The sequence below is a fragment of the Amycolatopsis thermalba genome (assembly GCF_003385215.1).
Taxonomy (GTDB): Bacteria; Actinomycetota; Actinomycetes; order Mycobacteriales; family Pseudonocardiaceae; genus Amycolatopsis_E; species Amycolatopsis_E thermalba.
The window spans coordinates 1-20,858 of record NZ_PQHW01000118.1; the positions used below are offsets into that span (position 1 = coordinate 1).

The 20,858-nt window shown below is 71.6% G+C and carries 19 protein-coding genes and 2 tRNA genes; 12 read left to right on the plus strand and 9 right to left on the minus strand.

Annotated elements, in window-relative coordinates; genetic code table 11:
• Positions 1–251: 251 nt before the first annotated feature.
• From ku to D0D15_RS30900, 5 genes are all read right to left on the minus strand, one after another.
• Positions 252–1,247 (minus strand): non-homologous end joining protein Ku, encoded by a 996-nt coding sequence (ku, locus tag D0D15_RS30880; protein WP_094003601.1) that lies wholly within the window; start codon positions 1,245–1,247, stop codon positions 252–254.
• The gene (gene ligD, locus D0D15_RS30885) at positions 1,247–2,188 is read right to left on the minus strand and encodes a non-homologous end-joining DNA ligase (protein WP_162830695.1); all 942 of its coding nucleotides are present in this window, start codon (positions 2,186–2,188) and stop codon (positions 1,247–1,249) included. Before ligD ends, ku begins: the two co-directional genes overlap by 1 nt.
• Before the next feature lie 41 nt (positions 2,189–2,229).
• Complete coding sequence (locus D0D15_RS30890; RefSeq protein WP_094003603.1) at positions 2,230–3,036, minus strand: SigB/SigF/SigG family RNA polymerase sigma factor; 807 nt, start codon at positions 3,034–3,036, stop codon at positions 2,230–2,232.
• A complete protein-coding gene (locus D0D15_RS30895) occupies positions 3,033–3,467 on the minus strand; it encodes an ATP-binding protein (RefSeq protein ID WP_094003634.1) in 435 nt (144 codons plus the stop codon). Before D0D15_RS30895 ends, D0D15_RS30890 begins: the two co-directional genes overlap by 4 nt.
• Positions 3,468–3,584: 117 nt before the next feature.
• Entirely contained in the window at positions 3,585–4,640 is a 1,056-nt protein-coding gene (locus D0D15_RS30900) for an Rv2629 family ribosome hibernation factor (protein WP_094003604.1), read from the minus strand.
• A gap of 54 nt (positions 4,641–4,694) precedes the next feature.
• On the opposite strand from D0D15_RS30900, the gene D0D15_RS30905 reads away from it, so the two are divergent.
• Positions 4,695–5,459 carry a sulfite exporter TauE/SafE family protein gene (locus D0D15_RS30905; RefSeq protein WP_094003605.1) on the plus strand — a complete coding sequence of 255 codons (765 nt, stop codon included), beginning with the start codon at positions 4,695–4,697 and terminating at the stop codon, positions 5,457–5,459.
• Here the strand turns inward: D0D15_RS30905 and hisC are convergent.
• Entirely contained in the window at positions 5,449–6,501 is a 1,053-nt protein-coding gene (gene hisC / locus D0D15_RS30910) for a histidinol-phosphate transaminase (protein ID WP_094003606.1), read from the minus strand. The two genes, D0D15_RS30905 and hisC, sit on opposite strands and share 11 nt — an antisense overlap.
• 104 nt (positions 6,502–6,605) lie before the next feature.
• On the opposite strand from hisC, the gene D0D15_RS30915 reads away from it, so the two are divergent.
• From D0D15_RS30915 to D0D15_RS30940, 6 genes are all read left to right on the plus strand, one after another.
• Positions 6,606–7,232: a dienelactone hydrolase family protein gene (locus tag D0D15_RS30915; protein ID WP_094003607.1), complete on the plus strand. Its 627-nt coding sequence runs from the start codon at positions 6,606–6,608 to the stop codon at positions 7,230–7,232.
• Positions 7,233–7,336: 104 nt separating this feature from the next.
• On the plus strand, positions 7,337–9,301 hold the full coding sequence (locus D0D15_RS30920; RefSeq protein WP_094003608.1) for an acetoacetate--CoA ligase: 1,965 nt from the start codon (positions 7,337–7,339) through the stop codon (positions 9,299–9,301).
• 25 nt (positions 9,302–9,326) lie between these two features.
• Positions 9,327–11,033: a phosphatidylglycerol lysyltransferase domain-containing protein gene (locus tag D0D15_RS30925; RefSeq protein ID WP_115944958.1), complete on the plus strand. Its 1,707-nt coding sequence runs from the start codon at positions 9,327–9,329 to the stop codon at positions 11,031–11,033.
• A gap of 62 nt (positions 11,034–11,095) precedes the next feature.
• Positions 11,096–11,185: transfer RNA gene (locus D0D15_RS30930), tRNA-Ser, on the plus strand.
• Between the two features lie 42 nt (positions 11,186–11,227).
• A tRNA-Arg gene (locus D0D15_RS30935) sits at positions 11,228–11,300 on the plus strand.
• 623 nt (positions 11,301–11,923) lie between these two features.
• Entirely contained in the window at positions 11,924–12,637 is a 714-nt protein-coding gene (locus D0D15_RS30940) for a lysyl oxidase family protein (protein WP_233157064.1), read from the plus strand.
• Between the two features lie 4 nt (positions 12,638–12,641).
• Here the strand turns inward: D0D15_RS30940 and D0D15_RS30945 are convergent, their stop codons facing one another.
• On the minus strand, positions 12,642–13,232 hold the full coding sequence (locus tag D0D15_RS30945; RefSeq protein WP_233157065.1) for an LURP-one-related family protein: 591 nt from the start codon (positions 13,230–13,232) through the stop codon (positions 12,642–12,644).
• 144 nt (positions 13,233–13,376) lie between these two features.
• Here D0D15_RS30945 and D0D15_RS30950 point away from each other — a divergent pair, with 144 nt between their 5' ends.
• A complete protein-coding gene (locus tag D0D15_RS30950) occupies positions 13,377–13,991 on the plus strand; it encodes an acetyltransferase (RefSeq protein WP_094003611.1) in 615 nt (204 codons plus the stop codon).
• Here D0D15_RS30950 and D0D15_RS30955 read toward each other — a convergent pair.
• Positions 13,988–15,022, minus strand: coding sequence for an LLM class flavin-dependent oxidoreductase (locus tag D0D15_RS30955; protein WP_094003612.1), 1,035 nt, complete (start codon positions 15,020–15,022; stop codon positions 13,988–13,990). The two genes, D0D15_RS30950 and D0D15_RS30955, sit on opposite strands and share 4 nt — an antisense overlap.
• 32 nt (positions 15,023–15,054) lie before the next feature.
• Positions 15,055–16,194 carry a cytochrome P450 gene (locus tag D0D15_RS30960; protein ID WP_094003613.1) on the minus strand — a complete coding sequence of 380 codons (1,140 nt, stop codon included), beginning with the start codon at positions 16,192–16,194 and terminating at the stop codon, positions 15,055–15,057.
• Positions 16,195–16,284: 90 nt separating this feature from the next.
• Between D0D15_RS30960 and D0D15_RS30965 the strand changes: the two genes are divergently transcribed.
• From D0D15_RS30965 to D0D15_RS30980, 4 genes are read left to right on the plus strand one after another with little or no spacing between them, the layout of a single operon-like run.
• Positions 16,285–17,364: a TetR/AcrR family transcriptional regulator gene (locus tag D0D15_RS30965; RefSeq protein WP_115944959.1), complete on the plus strand. Its 1,080-nt coding sequence runs from the start codon at positions 16,285–16,287 to the stop codon at positions 17,362–17,364.
• A gap of 2 nt (positions 17,365–17,366) precedes the next feature.
• A complete protein-coding gene (locus D0D15_RS30970) occupies positions 17,367–18,851 on the plus strand; it encodes an MFS transporter (protein ID WP_233157070.1) in 1,485 nt (494 codons plus the stop codon).
• A gap of 40 nt (positions 18,852–18,891) precedes the next feature.
• A complete protein-coding gene (locus tag D0D15_RS30975; protein ID WP_094003616.1) occupies positions 18,892–19,221 on the plus strand; it encodes a putative quinol monooxygenase in 330 nt (109 codons plus the stop codon).
• On the plus strand, positions 19,218–20,399 hold the full coding sequence (locus D0D15_RS30980; protein ID WP_094003617.1) for a CaiB/BaiF CoA transferase family protein: 1,182 nt from the start codon (positions 19,218–19,220) through the stop codon (positions 20,397–20,399). The genes D0D15_RS30975 and D0D15_RS30980 overlap by 4 nt, the downstream gene beginning before the upstream one ends.
• The last annotated feature ends 459 nt before the right edge of the window (positions 20,400–20,858 follow it).

Genomic DNA, 20,858 nt, shown 5'->3' on the forward strand with positions numbered 1-20,858 from the left:
GCGCGGCGGGACGCCGGGCGGCGGTCGCGCCGGAGGATGGGGGTGGCAATGGACGTGAGGGGGCTGCTGGGTGGCGCGGAGTGCGGTGCGAGTTCCGGTGATCCTTGGCGCGGATGCCGGGCACCCTTGGTGCGACTGCCGGTGATCCTTGGCGTGAGCGCCGGTGGTCCTCGGACGGGAAGCCCGTGCTCGGGCGCGGGCCCGGGTCCACTGATCGTGGGTGGGCCGCAGGAGACCAGCCCGGCCACCGGTCAGGAGGCGCGCTTGCGAGACTTCCCCGGCCGGGCCTCGCGCACTGCTGTTTCCAGTTCGGCTCGCTTGAGTTTCGACCGGCCCTTGATGTCCAGCTCTCGGGCCATCTGGTCCAGCTCCGCCTTGCTCAGCTCCGACAGGTCCGGCTCCGCCTTGCGGGAGGGCTTCTTCGCCGACGCCCCGGACCCCGAACCGCCCTTCGTGGACGGTGCGCTGCTCTTGCGGCGCTCGACGCTGCGGGACAGGGCTTCGAACAGGTCGACCACCTTGGTCGGCTCCGAAGGCTCCTCCTCGACGCTCACCGTGCGCCCGGCCTTCTTGTCGTCGATCAGCTTCAGCACCCGCTCGGTGTACTGGTCGTGGTACGCCTCCGGCCGCCACTCGTCCGCCATCGAGTCCACCAGCGCGATCGCCATCTCCAGTTCGCGCCCCCGCGGCGCCGCCTTCTCCGGCAGCTTCTTCAGCTCCTTCGCCGGGTCCCGCACGTCCTCGGCGAACAGCAACGTGTCCAGCACCAGCACACCGTCCCCGGCGCGCACCGCCGCCATGTACTCCTTGCCCCGCATCACGAACCGCGCGATGCCGGCCTTGTTCGTCTCCGCCATGGCCTGCAGCAGCAGCCCGTAGGCGCGCCCGAACTCCTCCTTCGTCGGCGCCAGCCAGTAGCTCTTCTGGAAGTACAACGGGTCGATGTCACCGAGGTCCACGAACGACTCGATGTCGATCGACCGCGACCGGCCGGGCGCGATCTGGTCCAGCTCGTCCTGCTCGACCAGCACGTAGTCGCCGTCGCCGAGGTCGTAGCCCTTCACGATGTTCTCGTAGGCCACCTCCTCGCCGGTCCGCTCGTTCACGCGCTTGTACCGGATCCGGTCCGACGTGCCCCGCTCGAACTGCCGGAAGTGCACGGTGTGGTCCTCGGTCGCGGAGTACAGCTCGACCGGCACCGTGACCAGGCCGAAGTTGATCGCACCGCTCCAGATCGCTCGCGCCATCACGCCTCCCGGACGACTTCGGCGGCCGGCTTGTCGTCACGCACCCCGGTGAACCGAGGATGCCGCAGCTTCCCGTCCCCGGTCCACTCCGAAAACCGCACCTGCACCACCACCGACGGCTCGACCCAGCGCGGCCCGCGCTCCGGCACCGGCTCGTCGAACGGCGACCGGCGGCGCTCCAGCCCGGTGAGCGTCCCGGTCAGCTCACGCAGCGTGGCCTCCGGGTAACCGGCGCCGACCTTGCCCGCGTACCGCAACCGGCCGTGGTCGTAGTAGCCGACGAGCAGCGCGCCGAACCCGGTCGTCGCCCCGCCCGGCGCGCTGAACCCGCCGACGACGAACTCCTGCTCCTGCACGCACTTGAACTTCAACCAGTCGGTCGTCCGCCCGGACCGGTACGGCGCGTCCGCCCGCTTGGCGATCACGCCCTCCCAGCCGTGCGCGCACGCGTAGGCGAAGTACTCCTCGCCCGTGCCGTTGCGATGAGTGGCGTACCGCAGCGGCCCACCCCAGTCGAACGCCTTGCGCAGCAACTGCTTGCGCTGCCGCAGCGGCAACCCGGTCACGTCGTGGCCGTCGAAGGCCAGCAGGTCGAACAGGTACAGGTACACCGCGACGCCGGTGGCCTCGATGCGCCGCCGCTCGGTCAGGTGGATGCGCTGCTGCAGCCGCGCGAAGCTGGTCCGGTTGCCGTCGAACGCGACGATCTCACCGTCGGCGACGAACGAGGAGGCGCCCGCGTCCGCGAGCGCCTCCCCGAGCTCCGGGTATCCGGCGCTGATGTCGTTGTGGTTGCGCGACCACAGCACCGGCGCGCCGCCGTCGCGCGAGCAAATCGCCCGGACCCCGTCCAGCTTGCGCTCGAACAGCCAGTTCTCCCGCGAGAACGGCTGCTGGGTCAGCGTCGCCAGCATCGGCGCGCGCCACCCGGGATCTGCCATGATCGCCGGTTACCCTGCGAAGCGCTCCGCAAAACCGCTGGTCAGGCCTCTCCCTCCGGCTCGGTGAGGCCGTCGCGCAGCCGCTGCAGGGTGCGGGCGAGCAGCCGGGACACGTGCATCTGCGACACGCCGATCCGCTCCGCGATCTGGGTCTGCGTCATGTTGTGCACGAACCGCAGGCCGAGGATCTTGCGTTCCCGTTCGGGCAGCTCCTGGATCAGCGGCAGCAGCGCCTCGTGGTTCTCCACACCCTCCAGCCCGGCGTCCTCCTCACCCAGCGTGTCGCCGAGCGCGAGGTTCTCGGTGTCCCCGGACAGCACCTCGTCCAGCGACATCGAGTGGTAGGCGTTGCCCGCTTCCAGGCCCTCGTAGACCTCGTCCTGGCTGACGCCGAGGTGGCTCGCGATCTCGCTCGGCGTGGGCGCGCGACCCAGCCGCTGCGCGAGCTCGGTGCTCGCCGCCGAGATCGACAGGTGCAGCTCCTTGAGCCGGCGCGGCACCCGCACCAGCCAGCCCGTGTCCCGGAAGTGACGGCGCACCTCACCCATCACCGTGGGCACGGCGAAGGACAGGAAGTCCGAGCCGCGGCTGGCGTCGAACCGGTCCACCGCGTTTATCAACCCGACCGTGGCGACCTGGACCAGGTCCTCCTTCGCCACCCCGCGCCCGGAGAACCGCTGCGCGATGTGCTCGGCCAGCGGCAGGTGCCCGGTGACGAGCTCGTCGCGCAGCTCGGCGCGGCGGGGGTCATCGGCCGACAGTTCCGCCAGCTCGTCGAACAGCGGGGCCAGGTGGCCGTATTCGTTCGACGCGGTGGGTTTTGTCGGCTCCGTCCGGGAACCGGTCACGCGCCTGCCCCTGGGACGTCGACGGCGATGCGTCGCTTGGCGAGTTCGATGTCCACCTGGTGGCCCTGGCCGTTCGACTTGACGTGCGTGTCGACGGAGTCCGTGAGCGTGCTCAGGACCCGCCAGCCGAACGACTTGGTGCTCGGCGCGCTGTCGCTGTCCGACAACACCGTGCCCTGGAACCGCAGTTCGTCGTTCTCCACGACGAAGCGGCAGCGCATGGTGGAGCCCGGCAGTGCCCGGGTGATCAGCGTCGAGCACGCTTCGTCCACGGCCAGCCGCAGGTCCGCGATCGAGTCCAGGTCGAAGTCGGCGCGGGTGGCGAGCGTCGCCACCACCGACCGGACGATCGGCAGGTGCGCCAGGTCGGCACCGAGCCAGAGTTCGATCTCGTTCTGCGCGCGCAAGGACGGTGGCTCCCAGTCCGTCACGTTCACCTCACCGTCGTTCGAGTGTTGCTTCGGAACCATCATGCCTCGAACGAGGGAAGTTCGCTCGGTACGGTTACCGTCCGGAAGCATTCTGTAGCTGCAGTTATGACCTTCTCCTCACCGATGGCGCAAGATCGCGCCGAACCCGTCGACGAGCTCCTCGTCGACGTGCACCAGGTCCGCGTCCACGGCGATCGCCGCGGCGGGAACCGCCTCGTCGGCCCGGCACCGGTGGATCTCCGTCGCGCCGTAGGCCTTGAGTTCTTCCTCACCCAGCGCGATCTGCGCCGGGGTCGGACCCGTGCACACCACGTCCTCGCCCGGATCACCGACGAGCAGAGTCTCCACATTGGCCTCGCGCAGCGCGGCGGTCACGGCTTCGAGCCCTTGCGCGGCAAGGCCGTCCGGCTGGTTCAACGCGCCGCGGAACCGCTCGACGACATCGGTCAACCGGCTCTGCCGGACCGCCTCGGCCAGCTCGTCGGCGACGTCGGAGTGCGTGGCCTCCCGCGCGATGGACTTGGCGGCCTCGGGCAGTTCTTCGATCACGGCCGTGCGGCCCTGCACCTCGCCGGCCACCACGATCAGCTCGGCGTGGGTGCGTTCGGCGAGACGGGCGATCGCGGCGGCGATGTCGGTGACGTTGTGGTGCCGGACCTCCTCGGCGCGGTGCTGCATGCGGTGATGAGCCTCACCGCCGCCCCGCGTCTTGTGCACCGGGTGGTCCCGGCCGCTGACCTCCTCCACGGCCATCTCGTCGCCGTGCTCGTCGTAGGCCTTGATGGTGGCGCTCACCTGGTCCACCTCGGCGACCACGTGCGGCAGCGCCAGCTCGCCGTACCGCGCCAGCGGCAGCAGGTAGGGCAGGTCGGACACGCGGGCGATGGTGCTCGCGGGCGGGCTCGGCAGGTGCTCGTCGACCAGGACCCGCTCGCCGGCGGCCAGCAGGGCGCGGCCGCTGCGGCCGGTCGGGCGCGGACCGTCCAGGATCGCGCTCTCCAGCGCGCTCACCGCGCCGTCCGGGGCGTGCTGGGCGGTCAGCACGTCCTTCAGCTCGCGCCACTTCAGCTCGAGCTGCTTCTCGGCGTCCGCGGTGTCGTGCGAGTCCTCGAAGTACACGGACGTGAACGGACCCGTCGCGGTCACCAGCGGGCGCAAGGTCGTCGTGTCCATGCCCGCTTCTTACCCGTCGGTCCGCGGCGCGAAACGCCACGGTTTGATGGGGACATGGAGTGGTGGGAGGCGCTGGTCGTGTTCCTCGCGGGGGTGTGGGCCGGCACGATCAACACGGTCGTCGGGTCCGGCACGCTCGTCACGTTCCCGGTGCTGGTGGCGCTGGGCTACTCGCCGGTGACCGCGACGACGTCGAACGCGATCGGGCTCGCGCCGGGCACGATCAGCGGCGCGATCGGGTACCGGCACGAGCTGACCGGACAGGGCAGGCGGCTCGTGCGGTACGCGGTGCCGTCGGCGCTCGGCGCGGTGTGCGGCACGGTGCTGCTGCTTTCCTTGCCACCCAACGCGTTCGAGACGGTCGTGCCGGTGCTGGTCGGGCTCGCCGTGGTGCTGGTGATCATCCAGCCGCGGGTCTCGGCGTGGGTGGCGCGCCGCCGCGAGGCCGGCAACGGCGGCGGCGGGCACGGCGGGCTCGTGCTGTTCCTGATCTTCCTCGTCGGCATCTACGGCGGCTACTTCACCGCTGCGCAGGGCGTCATGCTGATGGCGTTCATGGGCATGCTGCTCACCGATCCGCTGCAGCGGCTCAACGGCATCAAGAACGTCCTCGCCGCCGTGGTCAACGTGGTCGCCGGGATCGTCTACGCGTTCATCGCCCCGGTCAGCTGGCCGGTCGTCGCGCTGCTCGCCGTCGGGTCCACCCTCGGCGGGCAGCTCGGCGCCAAGATCGGGCGCCGGCTGCCCGCGCCGGTGCTGCGCGGCGTGATCGTCGTGGTCGGGATCGCCGCGATCGTCCAGCTGGTGGTCAACGGCTGAAGCCGCGCGCCGCCTGCAGGAACGCGTCGTTCTCCTCGCGGGTGCTCACGGTGATCCGCACGCCGTCGCCGGCGAAGGCCCGCACGACCACCTTGTTCGCCAGCGCGTGCTCGGCGAACTCCAGCGCCTTGTCGCCCAGCGGCAGCCACACGAAGTTGGCGTGCGTCTCGGGCACCTCGTAGCCCAGGGCGAGCAGCTCGTCGGCGACCCGCTGCCGCTCGGTGACGATCGCCGCGCAGCGCTCCCGCATCTCGTCCTCGGCGTCCAGCGAGGCCATGGCGGCGATCTGCGCCAGCGAGTTCACGCTGAACGGGATGTAGACCTTGCGCACCACCTCGGCCAGCTCGGCCGGGCCGACCAGGTAGCCGACGCGCAGCCCGGCCAGTCCGTAGGCCTTGGAGAAGGTCCGCAGCACCACCACGTTGTCGCGGGTGCGCGCGAACTCCATGCCGTCCGGCACGTCCGGGTCGGAGACGAACTCACGGTAGGCCTCGTCCAGCGCCACGACCACGTGCGGCGGCACCTGGTCGAGGAAGCGCACCAGCTCCTCGCGGCGGTTCGCGGTGCCGGTCGGGTTGTTCGGGTTGCAGACGAAGACCAGCTTCGTCTTCGGTGTGATCGCGGCGAGCATCGCGTCCAGGTCGTGCGTGTGCGTGGCGTCCAGCGGCACCTTCACCGACGTCGCGCCCGCGATCTGCGTGACGATCGGGTACGCCTCGAACGAGCGCCACGCGAACAGGACCTCGTCCCCGGGCTCGCACAGCGCCTGCGTGAGCTGCTGGCACAGCGCGACCGAACCGCAACCGACCGCGATCCGCTCCACCGGGAAGTCGTACTTGCGCGCCAGCCGGGTCGCCAGCGCGGTCACGCCCATGTCCGGGTAGCGGTTGACGTCCGCGGCGGCCTCGGCGATCGCGTCCCGCACGCTCGGCAGCGGACCGCCGGGAACCTCGTTGCTCGCGAGCTTGATCGCACCCGGCACGGTCCGCCCGGCGACGTAGGCGGGCAGCGAGCCGAGATCGGGACGGGTACGCACGGACATGGCGGGCACTCCTTCGGGTCGAACGCGCTGCTGCCACGTTATCCCGAACACTTGATCGCGATTGGTGTTGACTCCCGTTCACCCCGGGATGGTTGAGTAGTGCGATGACGCAGACGCACACCTCCCACTACGAGCGGAACGACGGCCGGGCCATCGACCTGACCCACGCCGAACCCGAGAACGTCGTCCGTGGCGGGCTCGTGGTGCTGCACGAGGTCGGCGGCATCACCGACGGGGTGCGGCTGCTGATCTCGAGCCTGGCTGCGGAGGGCTGGCTGGCCGCCGCCCCGCACATCGAGGACACGCCGACGCCGGACAGCGTCCTGGCCGCCACCGACATCGCGCTGGCGTGGCTGGTCGAGCGCGGTGTGCAGGCCGATCTGCTCGGCGTCGTCGGCTTCGACCTGGGCGGCACGGCCGCGCTGCTGGTCGCGGCGAACCGCAAGCTGGGGGCCGCGGTCAGCGTGGGCGGGCACAGCGTGGCCGAGAAGCCGGGGCTGGTCGAAATCGCCCGTGAGCTGGTCAGCCCGTGGCTCGGCCTGTACGGCGACGCCGGTGACGAGCTGAGCGCCGCCGAGGTCGAGAAGCTGCGTGAGGCGGCGGCCGAGTCGCGGGTGGCCACCAACGTGGTCCGCTACCCCGGCGCCAACCACCGGTTCGACGCGGACCCGCAGGCCGCGATCGAGGCCTGGCAGCGCACGCTGAGCTGGTTCGACGCCCACCTGCGCTAGATGCGTTCCGAAACGGCGGAGCCGCCTCACCACCCGAGCAGCTTGCACCGCTACCGGCACCGCTGCGCAGGCCGATTTGCGGCAATTTCCAATACGCTTCCGGGGTGACCGACGTTGCTGACACCCCGGAAGTGTTGTGGCGCCCGGACCCGGACCGGGTCGCCGCCAGCAGGATCCAGGCGTTCCGCGACTGGCTGCGCGCGGAGCGCGACGTGTCCCTCGACGACTACGACCAGTTGTGGCGGTTCTCCGTCGACCGGCCCGAGGAGTTCTGGGGCGCGGCGGCGGAGTTCCTCGGCATCCGCTGGCACTCCGAGCCCAGCGCGGTCCTCGGCGACGCGCGCATGCCCGGCGCGCAGTGGTTCCCCGGCGGCACCCTCAACTACACCGAGCACGCCCTGACCGGCGCGGACGACGACCTCGCGGTGATCTTCCGCCGCGAGGACGGCCGGTCCGCCCGGCTCACCTACCGCGAGCTGCGCGAGCAGGTGGCGGCGGCGCGGTCGGCGCTGGTCGCGCTCGGCGTCGGCCGGGGGGACCGCGTGGTCGCGCTCGCCCCGAACTGCCCGCAGACCCTCGTCGCGTTCCTGGCCACCGCGAGCCTCGGCGCGATCTGGTCGTCCTGCTCGCCGGACTTCGGGGTGCGCGCGATCAGCGACCGGTTCACCCAGATCGAGCCGAAGGTCCTGATCGCGATCAACGGCTACGTCTACAACGGACGGTCCTTCGACGTCCGGCCGACGATCGGGGACCTGCGCGCGCGGATCCCGTCGCTGACCGCGACCGTGCTGGTCGACTACGCCGGCGGCGGCGCGGTCGACGACGCCCTGGACTGGGACGCGCTGCTCGCCGAGCACGCCGGCGCGGAGATGGCCTACGAGCCGGTCCCGTTCGACCACCCGCTGTGGGTGCTGTACTCGTCCGGCACCACCGGCCTGCCGAAGGGCATCGTGCAGGGGCACGGCGGGATCGTGCTGGAGCACCTCAAGGCGACGGTGCTGCAGATGGACCTCGGCCCCGGCGACCGGTTCTTCTGGTTCACCACCACCGGCTGGATGATGTGGAACTTCCTGCTCGCCGGGCTGCTCGCGCGCTCGACGATCGTGCTGTTCGACGGCAGCCCCGGGCACCCGGACCTGAACACGCTGTGGCGGCTGGCGGCCGAGGAACGGATCACCTACTTCGGCACGTCCGCGCCGTTCATCCAGAGCTGCCTCAAGGCCCGGATCCGGCCGGCCGCGTCGGTCGACCTGTCCGCGCTGCGCGCGCTGGGGTCGACCGGCGCGCCGCTGAGCGACGACGGGTTCCGCTGGATCGCCGACGAGGTCGGCCGGTCGGTGCAGATCTGCTCGGTGTCCGGCGGCACCGATCTGTGCACCGCGTTCGTCGTGGCCGCGCCGGACGTGCCGGTGTGGCTGGGCGAGCTGTCCTGCCGGGCGCTCGGGGCGGCGGTCGCGGCGTTCGACGAGGCGGGCCGCGAGGTCGTCGACGAGGTCGGCGAGCTGGTGGTCACCAAGCCGATGCCGTCGATGCCGGTGTTCTTCTGGAACGACGAGGACGGGTCGCGGCTGCGCGAGGCCTACTTCGACATGTACCCGGGCGTCTGGCGGCACGGCGACTGGATCCGGATCACGCCCCGCGGCTCGGCGGTGATCTACGGCCGCAGCGACTCGACCCTCAACCGCGGCGGCGTGCGGATGGGCACCGCCGAGTTCTACCGGATCGTCGAGGGCTTCGACGAGATCGCCGACTCGCTCGTCATCGACACCACGCGAGCCGGGAATACCGACGGTGAGCTGCTGTGTTTCGTCGTGATGGCACCCGGCGCGAAGCTGATCGACATCGAGCCCGAGCTGCGGGCGCACCTGCGGCGCGGCCTCTCGCCGCGGCACGTACCCGATCGGTTCGTCGAGGTGGCGGAGGTGCCGCGGACGCTGAACGGTAAGAAGTGCGAGGTGCCGGTCAAGAAGATCCTGACCGGGACGGCGCCGGAGCGGGCGGTCAGCCGGGACGCGCTCGCCAACCCGGCGGCACTGGAGCCGTTCGTCGACATGGCGAGGGGGAGTTAGGGGGCAAGGGGTGTCCGGGAGGACGATGGCCGGGCAGCGGCCCGCGGTGTGGCGGGTGACGGGCGCCGCGTCGGTGTTCGCGATCACCTGGGTGACCAGGCTGGTCGGGCTGCTGGCGGTGATCTCGGTCGTCCTGCCCGCCGGGCGGCGCGGCATGCGTGGTCACGTCGCCGTGTGGCTCGGGCTGCCCCAGGAGGCGACGACGGCCGCGGCGGCCGTCGTGCTGGCCGTCGGCGTCCTGCTGATCATGCTCGCGTCCGGGCTGAAGCGGCGCAAGCGCCGGGCCTGGCAGCTCGCGCTCGCCGCCAGCGTCGTGCTGGCCGTGTCGCACCTCGGGATGCAGCACGTCTTCGGCGCCGGAGTGGTGGCCGTCGCACTGGCCGTGACCCTGGTGCTGAACCGGCGGCACTTCGTCGCGCTGCCGGACCCGGTGACCGGGAAGTGGGTCGCGCTGCGGGTGTTCCTGCAGCTGCTGGTGGCCGGGTTCGTGATCAACGTCGCGTTGCTGTCGGTGGCCCCCGCGCGGTTCATGGCGCCGCTGTCGTTCCCGGACCGGATGGCCGAGGCCGCGCTGGCGCTGTTCGGGGTCAGCGGGCCGGCCGAGTTCCACGTGGAGTGGATGGACGACCTGACCGCGACGGTCGGGCTGCTGTTCGGGCTGGGCGCGGTGCTGCTCGCGGCGTACTTCCTGCTGCGTTCGGCCGAGCCGGCGCCGAGCTTGAGCGAGGACGAGAAGGCCCGGCTGAAGGCGCTGCTGGACAAGCACGGCGCGCGCGACTCGCTGGGGTACTTCGCGCTGCGGGACGACAAGTTCGTGGTCTTCTCCAAGACTGGCAAGGCGGCGGTGACGTACCGGGTGATCGCCGGGGCGGCGATCGCGTCGGCCGACCCGCTCGGCGACAACGAGGCCTGGCCGGGCGCGATCGAGGAGTTCCTGGCGGTGTGCCGGCGGCACGGCTGGGTCCCGGCGGCCATGGGGTGCTCCGAGCTCGGCGCGACCGCGTGGGCGCGGTTCGATCTGGACGTGCTGGAGATCGGCGACGAGGCGGTCGTCGACGCCGACACGTTCACCCTCGACGGCCGCGTGATGCGCGGGGTGCGCCAGGCGGTGGCCAAGACCAAGCGGGCGGGGTACCGCGTCCGGGTGCGGCGGTCGGAGGACCTGGCCGAGGGCGAGCTGGCCGAGCTGGAGGTGCTGGCCGCGAAGTGGCGGGGGAGCGACACGGAGCGTGGTTTCTCGATGGCGCTGGGCCGGATGGGCGACCCCGGTTCGGTGCTGGTCACGGCCGAGCAGGACGGCGTCGTGCGGGGGTTGCTGCAGTTCGTGCCGTGGGGGGAGGACGGGCTGTCACTGGACGTGATGCGCCGCGACCGGGCCGCCGACAACGGCATCAACGAGCTGATGATCTCCGAACTGCTGCTGGCCGCCGGCGAGTACGGGGTGAGGTACGTCTCGCTGAACTTCGCCGCGTTCCGGAAGCTGCTGGAGCAGGGCAGGCGCATCGGGGCCGGCCCGGTCGCGCGCGCCTCGGCGAAGTTCCTGGGATGGATGTCACACTGGGTGCAGATCGAGACGCTGTACCGGTTCAACGCGAAGTTCCAGCCGCGGTGGGTGCCCAGGTACCTGGTGTACCCGGGTGTGCGCGAGCTGCCGCGCGTCGGGGTGGCCGTCTTCGAGGCCGAGGGACTCGCCGGACGTTCCCCCAGGTTGCGCCGCCTGTTGCGGCGATGAGGGGGTCCTTTGCGGGCGCGTTTCGGGGCTGTGTACGCTATCTCAGCAGTGGTCGTGATCCGGGAGGCTTCGCCTAGTCTGGTCTATGGCGCCGCACTGCTAATGCGGTTGGGGGTAACCCCCCCTCCCGGGTTCAAATCCCGGAGCCTCCGCAAGGCACTCGGACCCCGAGTGCTAGAGTGAAAACTGAACAAGCGCCCGTAGCTCAACGGATAGAGCATCTGACTACGGATCAGAAGGTTAGGGGTTCGAATCCCTTCGGGCGCGCGTCTGGTTGAGACAGCAAGACCACGAGCCCCCTGGCCACAGGGGGTTTCGTGCTTTCTGGGGCGGGTCGCCTGCTTCCGCCGCCGATGATCGACGCCACGGTTTTCGAAGCCTCCAGGTGCGGAGAGTTGCGGGGCTTCGGAAGCCGTGCCTGGTGACCAGCCGAAGCCGGGCAGCGCGAGCGCCTCCCGGAGATCCACGTCGCATCCCGGTTCCGAGCACCAAGAGCGCCGGGACGGCCTTCTCGTCTCGCCGGAACTCGGCACGCAGCTCATAGACGGCGCTCGTCCCGCACGAGCAGCGCGACGAAACCGACGCAAGCGGATCAGAACGAACACAAGAGCGGCGTACGCGTTTCGTCCACGTCCAAGTGCTTAGCCAGGGCGACAGTGGTACCCGCCGCCAGCCCGAGTAAGGAGCCGACTCCGCGGCGATTGCGGGGAGCAGGAGCCGGCGGTTGGCCACACCGGCGCTGTTCCCGGTTTCCGGGGTGTGTCCGTCGATCGAGGGATTCGCCGTTGGGGGGTCTCTCGCTATCGTCGGCAGGCCGTCCGTGGGGGCGGGTCGTCGTCGAGGTCGGAGGCAGGGTGTTTCGTCGGGTCGCGTTGGTTGTCGTCGCGGCGGTGCTGGTTCCGCTCGTGCCCGGGAACGCCGCCGCCGCCGAGGAGCTGCGTCCCGACCTCGGCATGGCGCGGCTCAGCGATCTCAAGGTCGCCACCACCACCTCCGGTCAGCGGCAGCTCCGCTTCTCGACCACGATCGTCAACGTCGGGCGCGGGCCGTTCGAAATCGTGGCGCGTCGGGCGGCGCTGGGCGCTCCCTTCCGCGTCGAGCAGCAGATTCCGCGCGCGGACGGCACCCGCGCCCCGGTCGCGGTGCCCGCCGGGCTGGTGTACGGCGGGGACGGTCACGACCACTGGCACGTCCGCGATCTCGAGACCTACCACCTCGTCCGGCTCGACGACGGCGGCACGGTCGGCGTCGCGGCGAAGGCCGGGTTCTGCTTCTACGACACGAATGCCTACCGGCGCTCGATTCCGGGCTCGCCGAGGTCCAAAGTGTACCCGGAGGCCGGCTGCGGCAAGCGCGATTCGCTCGTCGTGACGATGGGCCTGTCCGTCGGCTGGGGCGACCGCTACGCGTGGACCCTGCCCGACCAGTACATCGACATCACCGGCCTCGACGACGGCCGCTACCGGCTCTTCGCCACGGCCGACGCGCAGGGCGTGTTCGTGGAGAGCAACCGCGGCAACAACACGACCTGGGTCGACCTCGCGGTCACCAACCACCGGACCGGGACCTCGATGAAGGTCCTCGGATACGGCCCGGCGGCGTGATGGCTCAGCGGGACTGAAGCGCGTCCAGAGCCACGGCCTGCGCGAGCACCAGGCGCCGGTCCAGCGACGGGTCGGCGATGCGCACCAGGTAGTGGTCCCGGAAGCGGGTCTTCTTCTCGAAGCTGCCGACCGCCTGGCCGTCCCGGACGAAGTCGAAGTGGTACTTCCACGGGAACGGGATGTCGCCGACCCACGGGAGGAAGTCCCAGATCCGCCGGAACAGCGCCAGGCCCATGCTGCGTTCGCTGATCTCGACCGGCGGCAGGCCGGGCTGCTCCAGCCGCCAGGTGGACCGCAGCAGCGACTTGCCGAACTGCTTGCCGAACACGCCGATCGACTGCCCCTCGCCGGTGGTCACGTCGTAGGCGCTGGCCAGGTCGATCACCTTGCGCGCGCGGAACGCCGCGAGCACGTACTGCTTGCTCTCGTCCGCGTAGAGGGTGACCTGCTCGCGAAAGGTCATCCGCTTCTGCTCGACGAACGCGACCAGCGGGCCGGGCCCGCCGTTCCCGTCGTCGGCGAAGACCTCGTAGCGGTTCACCATCATGGTGACCCGCTGGTGGACGTGGAACTGGTCGTGCTGTTGCAGGTTCACGAAACCCCCAGATCGGCTGCTTTGGCGACACTTTAGGCGCCGGAACGGCACGGTGAAAATCAGCGGGCTTACCAGCCGGCGCGCGGACCGGTTGGCTCGGTAAACACCAGCCGAAACCACGGAATCGCCGGAGAGTCGCGCCGTATGTCGAAGAACCTGGTCATCCTGGGAGCGGGGGGTCTGGCACGTCAGATCGTGGGAGTCGTCGACGACATCGACGACATCACGCTGCTAGGCCTCACGGGTGAACCGGACGAACACAGCCTGCGGAACGGCACCCCACTTCTCGGCGGGGACGAGGTGCTCAAAACCCTCGACACCGCCTACGTGATCGGCGTCGCGAACCTCCTCGTGCGGCGCAAGCTCGAGGAGTACGCGACCGCTGCGGGAAGGGAACCGGCGACGGTCGTCCATCCCACGGCGCGGGTGGAGAAGCGCGTGTCGATCGGTCCGGGCGGTGTCGTGATGCCCGCCGCGCAGGTCCAGGAAGCCGTGGAACTCGACCGGCACGTGCTGGTCGATGCGAACGTGCTGGTCTGCCACGAAGCCGTCGTCGGCTCCCACGTCACCATCAGCCCGCGCGCGGTCGTCGGCGCGCGGAGCACCATCGGCGACGGAACCACCATCGGCATGGGGGCCGTCGTCCTGCCGGACGTGACCGTCGGCGAGGAAGCGGTGATCGGTGCCGGCGCTGTGGTCACCAAGCACGTTCCGGCGCAGACCACCGTGGTGGGCGTCCCCGCGCGCGTCCTGCGTTAGTCCCCGAACTCCGCCTGGAGCTGGGGTAGTACCTCGGTGCCCAGCAGTTCGATCGCCGTCATCACGTGGTTCTGCGGCACTCCCGACCAGTCCATCTGCATCGCGTAGCGGTCGGCTCCCACGAGTTTTCCGACGGTGATCAGGCGGTCCGCGACCTCGTTCGGGCTGCCGGTGAACAACGACGTCGCCCCGGCGGTGTAGGCGTCGTACTCCGCGCGGGTCGGGATCGGCCAGCCGCGGGCCCGCGCGCCGTACTTCATGGTTTCCAGCCAGTACGGGTAGAACGTCTCCTTGGCGTCCTGCGACCGGCGCGCCACCAGTCCGATCGCGCTCATCGTGACGTGCTGCGTCGCCGGGGCGTGGCCGGACACCTCGCTCGCCCGGCGGTACAGCTCCACCAGCGGCGCGAACCGCTCCGGGCGGCCGCCGATGACCGCGTACACGACCGGCAGCCCGAGCGCGCCGGCGCGGATCGAGGAGTCCTGGTTGCCTCCCGTGCCGACCGAGATGCGCAGGTGCTCGCCGTACGGCCGCGGCAGCACTCGCGCACCCCGCAACGGCGCGCGGAACTTGCCCGACCACGTCACCGGATCCTCCCGGTCCAGCGTCAGCAACAGGTCGAGCTTCTCCTCGAACAGCGCGTCGTAGTCCTCCAGGTCCGCGCCGTACAACGGGAACGACTCGATGAACGACCCGCGCCCCACCAGCAGCTCCGCCCGGCCGCCGCTGAGCTGGTCGAACGTCGTGAACTGCTGGTACAGCCGCACCGGGTCCTCGGTGCTCAGCACGGACACCGCGGTCGACAGCGTGATCTTCGAGGTCACGCTCGCCGCGGCCGCGAGGACCGTGGCCGGGTTGGAGATCGCGTACGAGTCCAGGTGGTGCTCGCCGAGCCCGTAGAACCCCAGCCCCAGCTCGTCGGCCAGCTTCATCCGCTCCAGCGTGTTGGCCAGCGCCCGCGAGACGGACAGCTGCTCGCCGGTGACCGGATCGGCCGGGCGGTCACCGAAGCTGTAGATGCCGAGTTCCATACCTCCCAAGGTAACCAGCGGAAGATGACGCGTCAACCAAATCGCACGACCAGGCTGGACAGCCGCCAGGTGCCCGGGTCCGGCATCCGCTCGACCTCGACCGGTTCGAACTCCCGGCGCAGCAGCGCGGTGAGCGCGACCTCGGTCTGCACCCGCGCCAGCGCCGCGCCGAGGCAGAAGTGCGGTCCGTGTCCGAAGCCGAGGTGGCCACCGCCGGGGCGGGTCACGTCGAAGCGGTCGGGATCGGTGAAGGCGCGTGGATCCCGGTTGGCCGCCGCGACCGCCGCGACGATCGCGTCGCCCTCCCGGATGAGGACGCCCTCCAGCTCGACGTCCTCGTGGGCGTAGCGCGGGATCGTCATCAGGGTCGGCCCGCACCAGCGGATCAGCTCGTCGACCGCGCGCGGCATGAGCCCGGGGTCGGCGCGCAGCACCGCGAGCTGGTCCGGGTGCTCCAGCAGGGCGGCCACGGCGTTCGCGATCAGGTTCGCCGGCGTCTGGCCGGCCAGGACCAGGTGCCACACCAGCGTGACCATCTCGGTGTCGCTGAGCCGGTCCTCGGCCCGGATCAGGTCGGCGAGCACGTCGTCACCCGGCTCCGCCCGGCGGCGGGCGATGGCGGCCTGCGCGCCGGCCATGATGCCCGGGATCGCTGCGGCGAACGCCGGGCCGTAGCCGTTCGCGACCGCGATGCCGTGCTCGCGCCAGCGCGGGCGGTCCTCGTCCGGGATGCCGACCAGCTCGCAGATCACGTCCATCGGCAGCGGCCGGGCGAAGTCCCGCAGCAGGTCGGCCTCGGCGGGCAGGTCGTCGAACAGGCGTCCGACGAGCGGTTCGATGCGCGGCCGGAAGTCCAGCGCCCGGCGGGCGGAGAACGCGGGGGAGACCAGGCGTCGCAGCCGGGCGTGCTCGGGACCCTCCACTTCGGACATCGTGCGCAGGTACGCGCGGCAGTGCTCGGGCACGTCCGGCTGCTGGTAGCTGTTCGAGCTCAGCTCGAAGTGCGGGTCGGACAGGACGGCTCGGGCGGTCTCGTGACGGGTCGCGGCCCACACCGGGCCGAAGCCGGGCGCGCCCACGCGGGCGACCGGCGACTGTTCCCGGGCTCGGCCGTAGGCGGCGAACGGGTCGGCCAGCACCTCGGGGTCGGTCAGGGAGATCTCGGGGATCACGCAGCGCTCCAAATGTTGATATCAGATGTTCCTGTCATCTGAATGGGCACGATATCTTGGTCTCCGTCCGGATGGCAACGAGGAGGCGTCGTGGCGCGGCTGACCAGGGCGGAAACTCAGGAACGCAACCGCGCGAAAGTGCTGGTCGCGGCCCGTCAGGAGTTCGCCGAGCGGGGGTTCCGCGACGCCAAGGTGGACGTGATCGCGGAGCGGGCGGAGCTGACCCGCGGCGCGGTCTACTCGAACTTCCCGGGCAAGCGGGCGCTCTACTTCGCGGTCCTGGCCGACCTCGCCGCCCGCGCCGAGCCCGCCCCGCACAGCAGGCCCGGCACCGACGCCCGGTCCGCGATCGGTGCGTTCGCCCGGGACTGGATGGTGCGCGACGCCGGTCTGGGCCGTGACCTGCCGTCCGAGGTGATGGCCGAGGAGCGGGTGCGACTGCCGTACGCGCAGCTCCTGGAGCTGGGCGCGCTGCTGCTCGCGCTGGCGATGGAACGGCTCGACCCGCCGGAGTCCCTCCCGGACGCGCCGCCCGCGCGGTACGTGCGCCGGGCGGGGTCGGTGCTGACGACCCTGCACGGCGCGCGGCAGCTCACCGTCGCCGCGCCGGGGTTCGTCGAGCCGTTCGACGTGGTCAGCACCTGCGAACAGCTCGCCGCCCTGCCGCTCAACGACTGGTGGGCGCCGCCGCAGGTGTCCCCGCAACCGCGCCCCGCCGGCGAACCGTGGTCGCCCGGGGAGGCCGTTGACCTGGTGCGCGGGGAGACGGTCCGGCTCCCGGCCGACGGCGTCGTCGCGGTCCTCGGCCTGCACCGGCTCGCCGCGGCCGAGGAGGCCGTCCGGGCGGGGGCGGACGTGACGGTCGTGGCGGTCACCGGCGAGCCGGCCGAGCTGGGACCGCTCGCGCGCCTGGTGATCACCGAGGTGGCGGCGGGCCTGCGGCAGGCGTTTCCCGAGTCTCGGTGGCCGGCTCTGCGCGTTGTGTTCGACTCGCGGGCCGAGCTGGCGGCGGCGGCCGGCGTGCCGGCGGTCAGCGACGCGACCGAGGTGGCGGTGCGCGTGGCGGGCGGCCGGATCGTGGCGCGCGCGGACGGGTTCGGCGGCTGTCACGCGGTGGCGGCCGATTGGCTTGCGCCGGCCGCGCCCGCCCGTCACGATCGGTCCTCGTGACGATGGCGGAACCCGCGCTCCGGTACGGACAGGCCTCCGGGCGCTGGGTCCTGTTCGCGACCGTGCTCGGGTCCGGCGTGACCTTCCTCGACGCGACGGTCGTGAACATCGCGCTGCCGACGATCGGCAGCGACCTGGAGGCGAGCACGGCCGGTCTCCAGTGGACGGTCAACGGCTACACGCTCAGCCTCGCCGCCCTGATCCTGCTCGGCGGCTCCCTCGGCGACCGCTTCGGGCGGCGCCGGATCTTCGTGCTCGGCGTGGCGTGGTTCGCGATCGCGTCCCTGCTGTGCGGGCTCGCGCCGGACGTCTGGACCCTGGTCGCCGCGCGGGTGCTGCAGGGCGTCGGCGGCGCGCTGCTCACGCCCGGGTCGCTGGCGATCCTGGAGGCGTCGTTCCACCCCGACGACCGGGCGAAGGCGATCGGCGCGTGGTCCGGGCTGGGCGGGATCGCCGGGGCGCTCGGTCCGTTCCTCGGCGGCTGGCTGGTCGAGGTGGCGAGCTGGCGGCTGGTGTTCCTGATCAACGTGCCGCTCGCAGCGGTCGTCGCCCTGGTCGCGATCAGGCACGTGCCGGAGACCCGCAACCCGGCGGCCGCGCGGCAGCTGGATGTCACCGGCGCGGCGATGGGCGCGCTCGGGCTGGCCGGGCTGAGCTACGGCTTCACGGCCTGGCCGGCGCTCGGCGCGGGCTCGCCGACGGTGCTGGTGGCGCTGGCGGTCGGGGTCGCCGGGATCGTCGCGTTCGTGGTGACCGAGCGGCGGTCGCCGCACCCGATGCTGCCGCTGGGCGTGTTCGCGTCGCGGCCGTTCACCGCGGCGAACCTGGTGACCTTCGCGGTGTACGCGGCGCTGGGCGGCGTGTTCTTCCTGGTGGTGCTGAACCTGCAGGTCGTCGGCGGGTTCTCACCGGTCGCGGCGGGGTCGGCGATGCTGCCGGTGACCGCGTTGATGCTCGTGCTGTCCGCGCGGGCGGGAGCACTGGGCCAGCGGATCGGACCGCGGCTGCCGATGACCGCCGGGCCGATCGTGTGCGCGGTCGCGCTCGTGTTGCTGTCCCGGATCTCGGTGAGCCCGTCGTACCTGACCGAGGTGCTGCCCGCGGTCGTGGTGCTCGGACTCGGGTTGTCCCTGACGGTCGCGCCGCTGACGGCGACCGCGCTGGGCGCGCTGGACGACCGGTACGCGGGGGTGGCCAGCGGCACGAACAACGCGATCGCGCGCACCGCCGGGCTGCTCGCGGTGGCGGTGTTGCCGCTGGTCGCGGGCATCGGCACGGGCAGCCTGACCGACCCCGTGGCGCTGGCGCCCGCCTACCGCACGGCGATGCTGGTGTGCGCCGGGCTGCTGGTCGCGGGGGCGTTGATCGCGTTCGCGTTCGTGCCCGGCCGCCCGAAGCCGGCGCCGGTCAGCCCGGTGAAGGTCCACTGCGCGGTGGCCGGGACGCCGCTGCACCCGTCCGAATGCCGGGAGCCTTCGGGGCGTTGACGACCTTGCGGTCGCGGCGGGTATCCGGTGGTATGGCGGCATGAACCAGACGGACGCAGTTGTCGTGATCGCGACCATGGAGGCCGCGGAGGGCAAGGAAACCCAGGTCGAGGAGGCGCTGCGGACCGCGGTCCGGGCGGTGCACGCCGAGCCGGGGTGCGAACGCTACGCGCTGCACCGCGACGCCAAATCGCCGACGACGTTCGTCATGGTGGAGAAGTGGGCGTCCGGACCCGCGCTCGGCGCGCACGGCAAGGGCGCGGCGCTCGCCGAGCTGGGCAAAGCGCTGGACGGGCTGCTCGCCAAGCCGATGGACGTGCAGTTGCTGACCCCGCTGCCGGACGGTGACGGCCACCTGGGCGCGTTGTGAACCTGCCGCTGGCCGGGATCACCGTCGTCAGCCTGGAGCAGGCCGTCGCGGCGCCGTTCGCGACGCGTCAGCTCGCCGATCTCGGTGCCCGGGTGATCAAGGTGGAGCGGCCCGGCGGCGGCGACTTCGCGCGGCGTTACGACACGACCGTGCACGGCCAGTCGAGCTACTTCGTCTGGCTCAACCGGTCGAAGGAGTCGCTGACGCTCAACCTGAAGGATCCACGCGGCCGGGACGTGCTGGCGAGGTTGCTCGACGGGGCGGACGTGTTCGTGCAGAACCTCGCGCCGGGTGCCGCGGCGCGGATGGGCCTGGATCCGGCGACGCTCGCCGCGCGGTACCCGTCGCTGATCCCGTGCACGATCAGCGGGTACGGCACCGACGGGCCGTGGGCCGAGCGCAAGGCCTACGACCTGCTCGTCCAGTGCCAGACCGGGCTGGTGTCGCTGACCGGCACGCCGGAGGGCGCGGCGCGGGCGGGGGTGTCGGTGGCGGACATCGCGGGCGGCATGTACGCCTACTCGGGCATCCTGACGGCGCTGTTCACGCGGGCGACGACGGGCCGGGCGCAGCCGGTGGAGGTGTCGTTGTTCGACGCGCTGTCCGAGTGGATGGGACAGCCGGCCTACTACACGCGCTACGGCGGCACCCAGCCGCCGCGGGTGGGCACGCAGCACGCGACGATCGCGCCCTACGGGGCCTACACCGCGGCCGATGGCAAGGACGTGCTGTTCTCGATCCAGAACGAGCCGGAGTGGGTCGCGCTGTGCACGCACTTCCTGCAGCGGCCGGAACTGGTGGACGACCCGCGGTTCGCGACGGGTTCCGCGCGGGTGGCCCACCGGGACGAGCTGAACGAGATCGTGGCGGCGCGGTTCCGCGAGCTGGACAGCGACAAGATCATGGCCCTGCTGGACGGCATCGGCGTGGCGAACGCGGGGGTGAACTCGGTGCACGAGTTCCTGGCGCACCCGGTACTCGCGGAGCGCGACCGGTGGCGTGAGGTGCCGATCCCCGGCGGGACGGTGGAGGCGTTGCTGCCGCCGGTGATCATGGGCGGTGTCGAGCCGCGGATGGGGCCGGTGCCCGAGGTGGGCGCCCAGACGGAGTCGATCCTGCGGGAGCTGGGCCACGACGCCGCGACGGTGGAGCGGCTGCGGGCGGAGGGCGTCGTCTGACGGAGATGGTGGGGCGGTTGTGCGTGGTGGGCGTGGGCTGACGTGGCTGGGGGCGCGGTTGCGCGCGGCGTGGTCTGACGTGGCCGGTCGCGGGACGGTTGCGCGTGGTGGTGTGGGTGTGGCTCGGCCGGTGGTGTGGAGGTGTCGATCCCCGGGGGATGCAGGCGCTGTTGCCGCCTCTGATCGAGCCGCGGATGGGGCCGGCGCCCGAAGTGGGCGCCATACGGAGACGATCCTGCGGGAGCTGGGCCACGACGCCGCGGCGGTGGAACGGCTGCGGGCGGCGGCCGTGGTCTGAGGCGGCGCGGGTGGGGCGGTTGCGCGTGGTGGGCGTGGGCTGGCGCGGCTGGTTGGGCGGTTGCGGGCGGCGTGGTCTGACGAGGCCGGCGGCGGGACGGGTGAGTGTGGTGGTGCGGTCTGGAGCGGCCCGTGGTGCTGTTTGGGTAGGCGTTGTCTGAC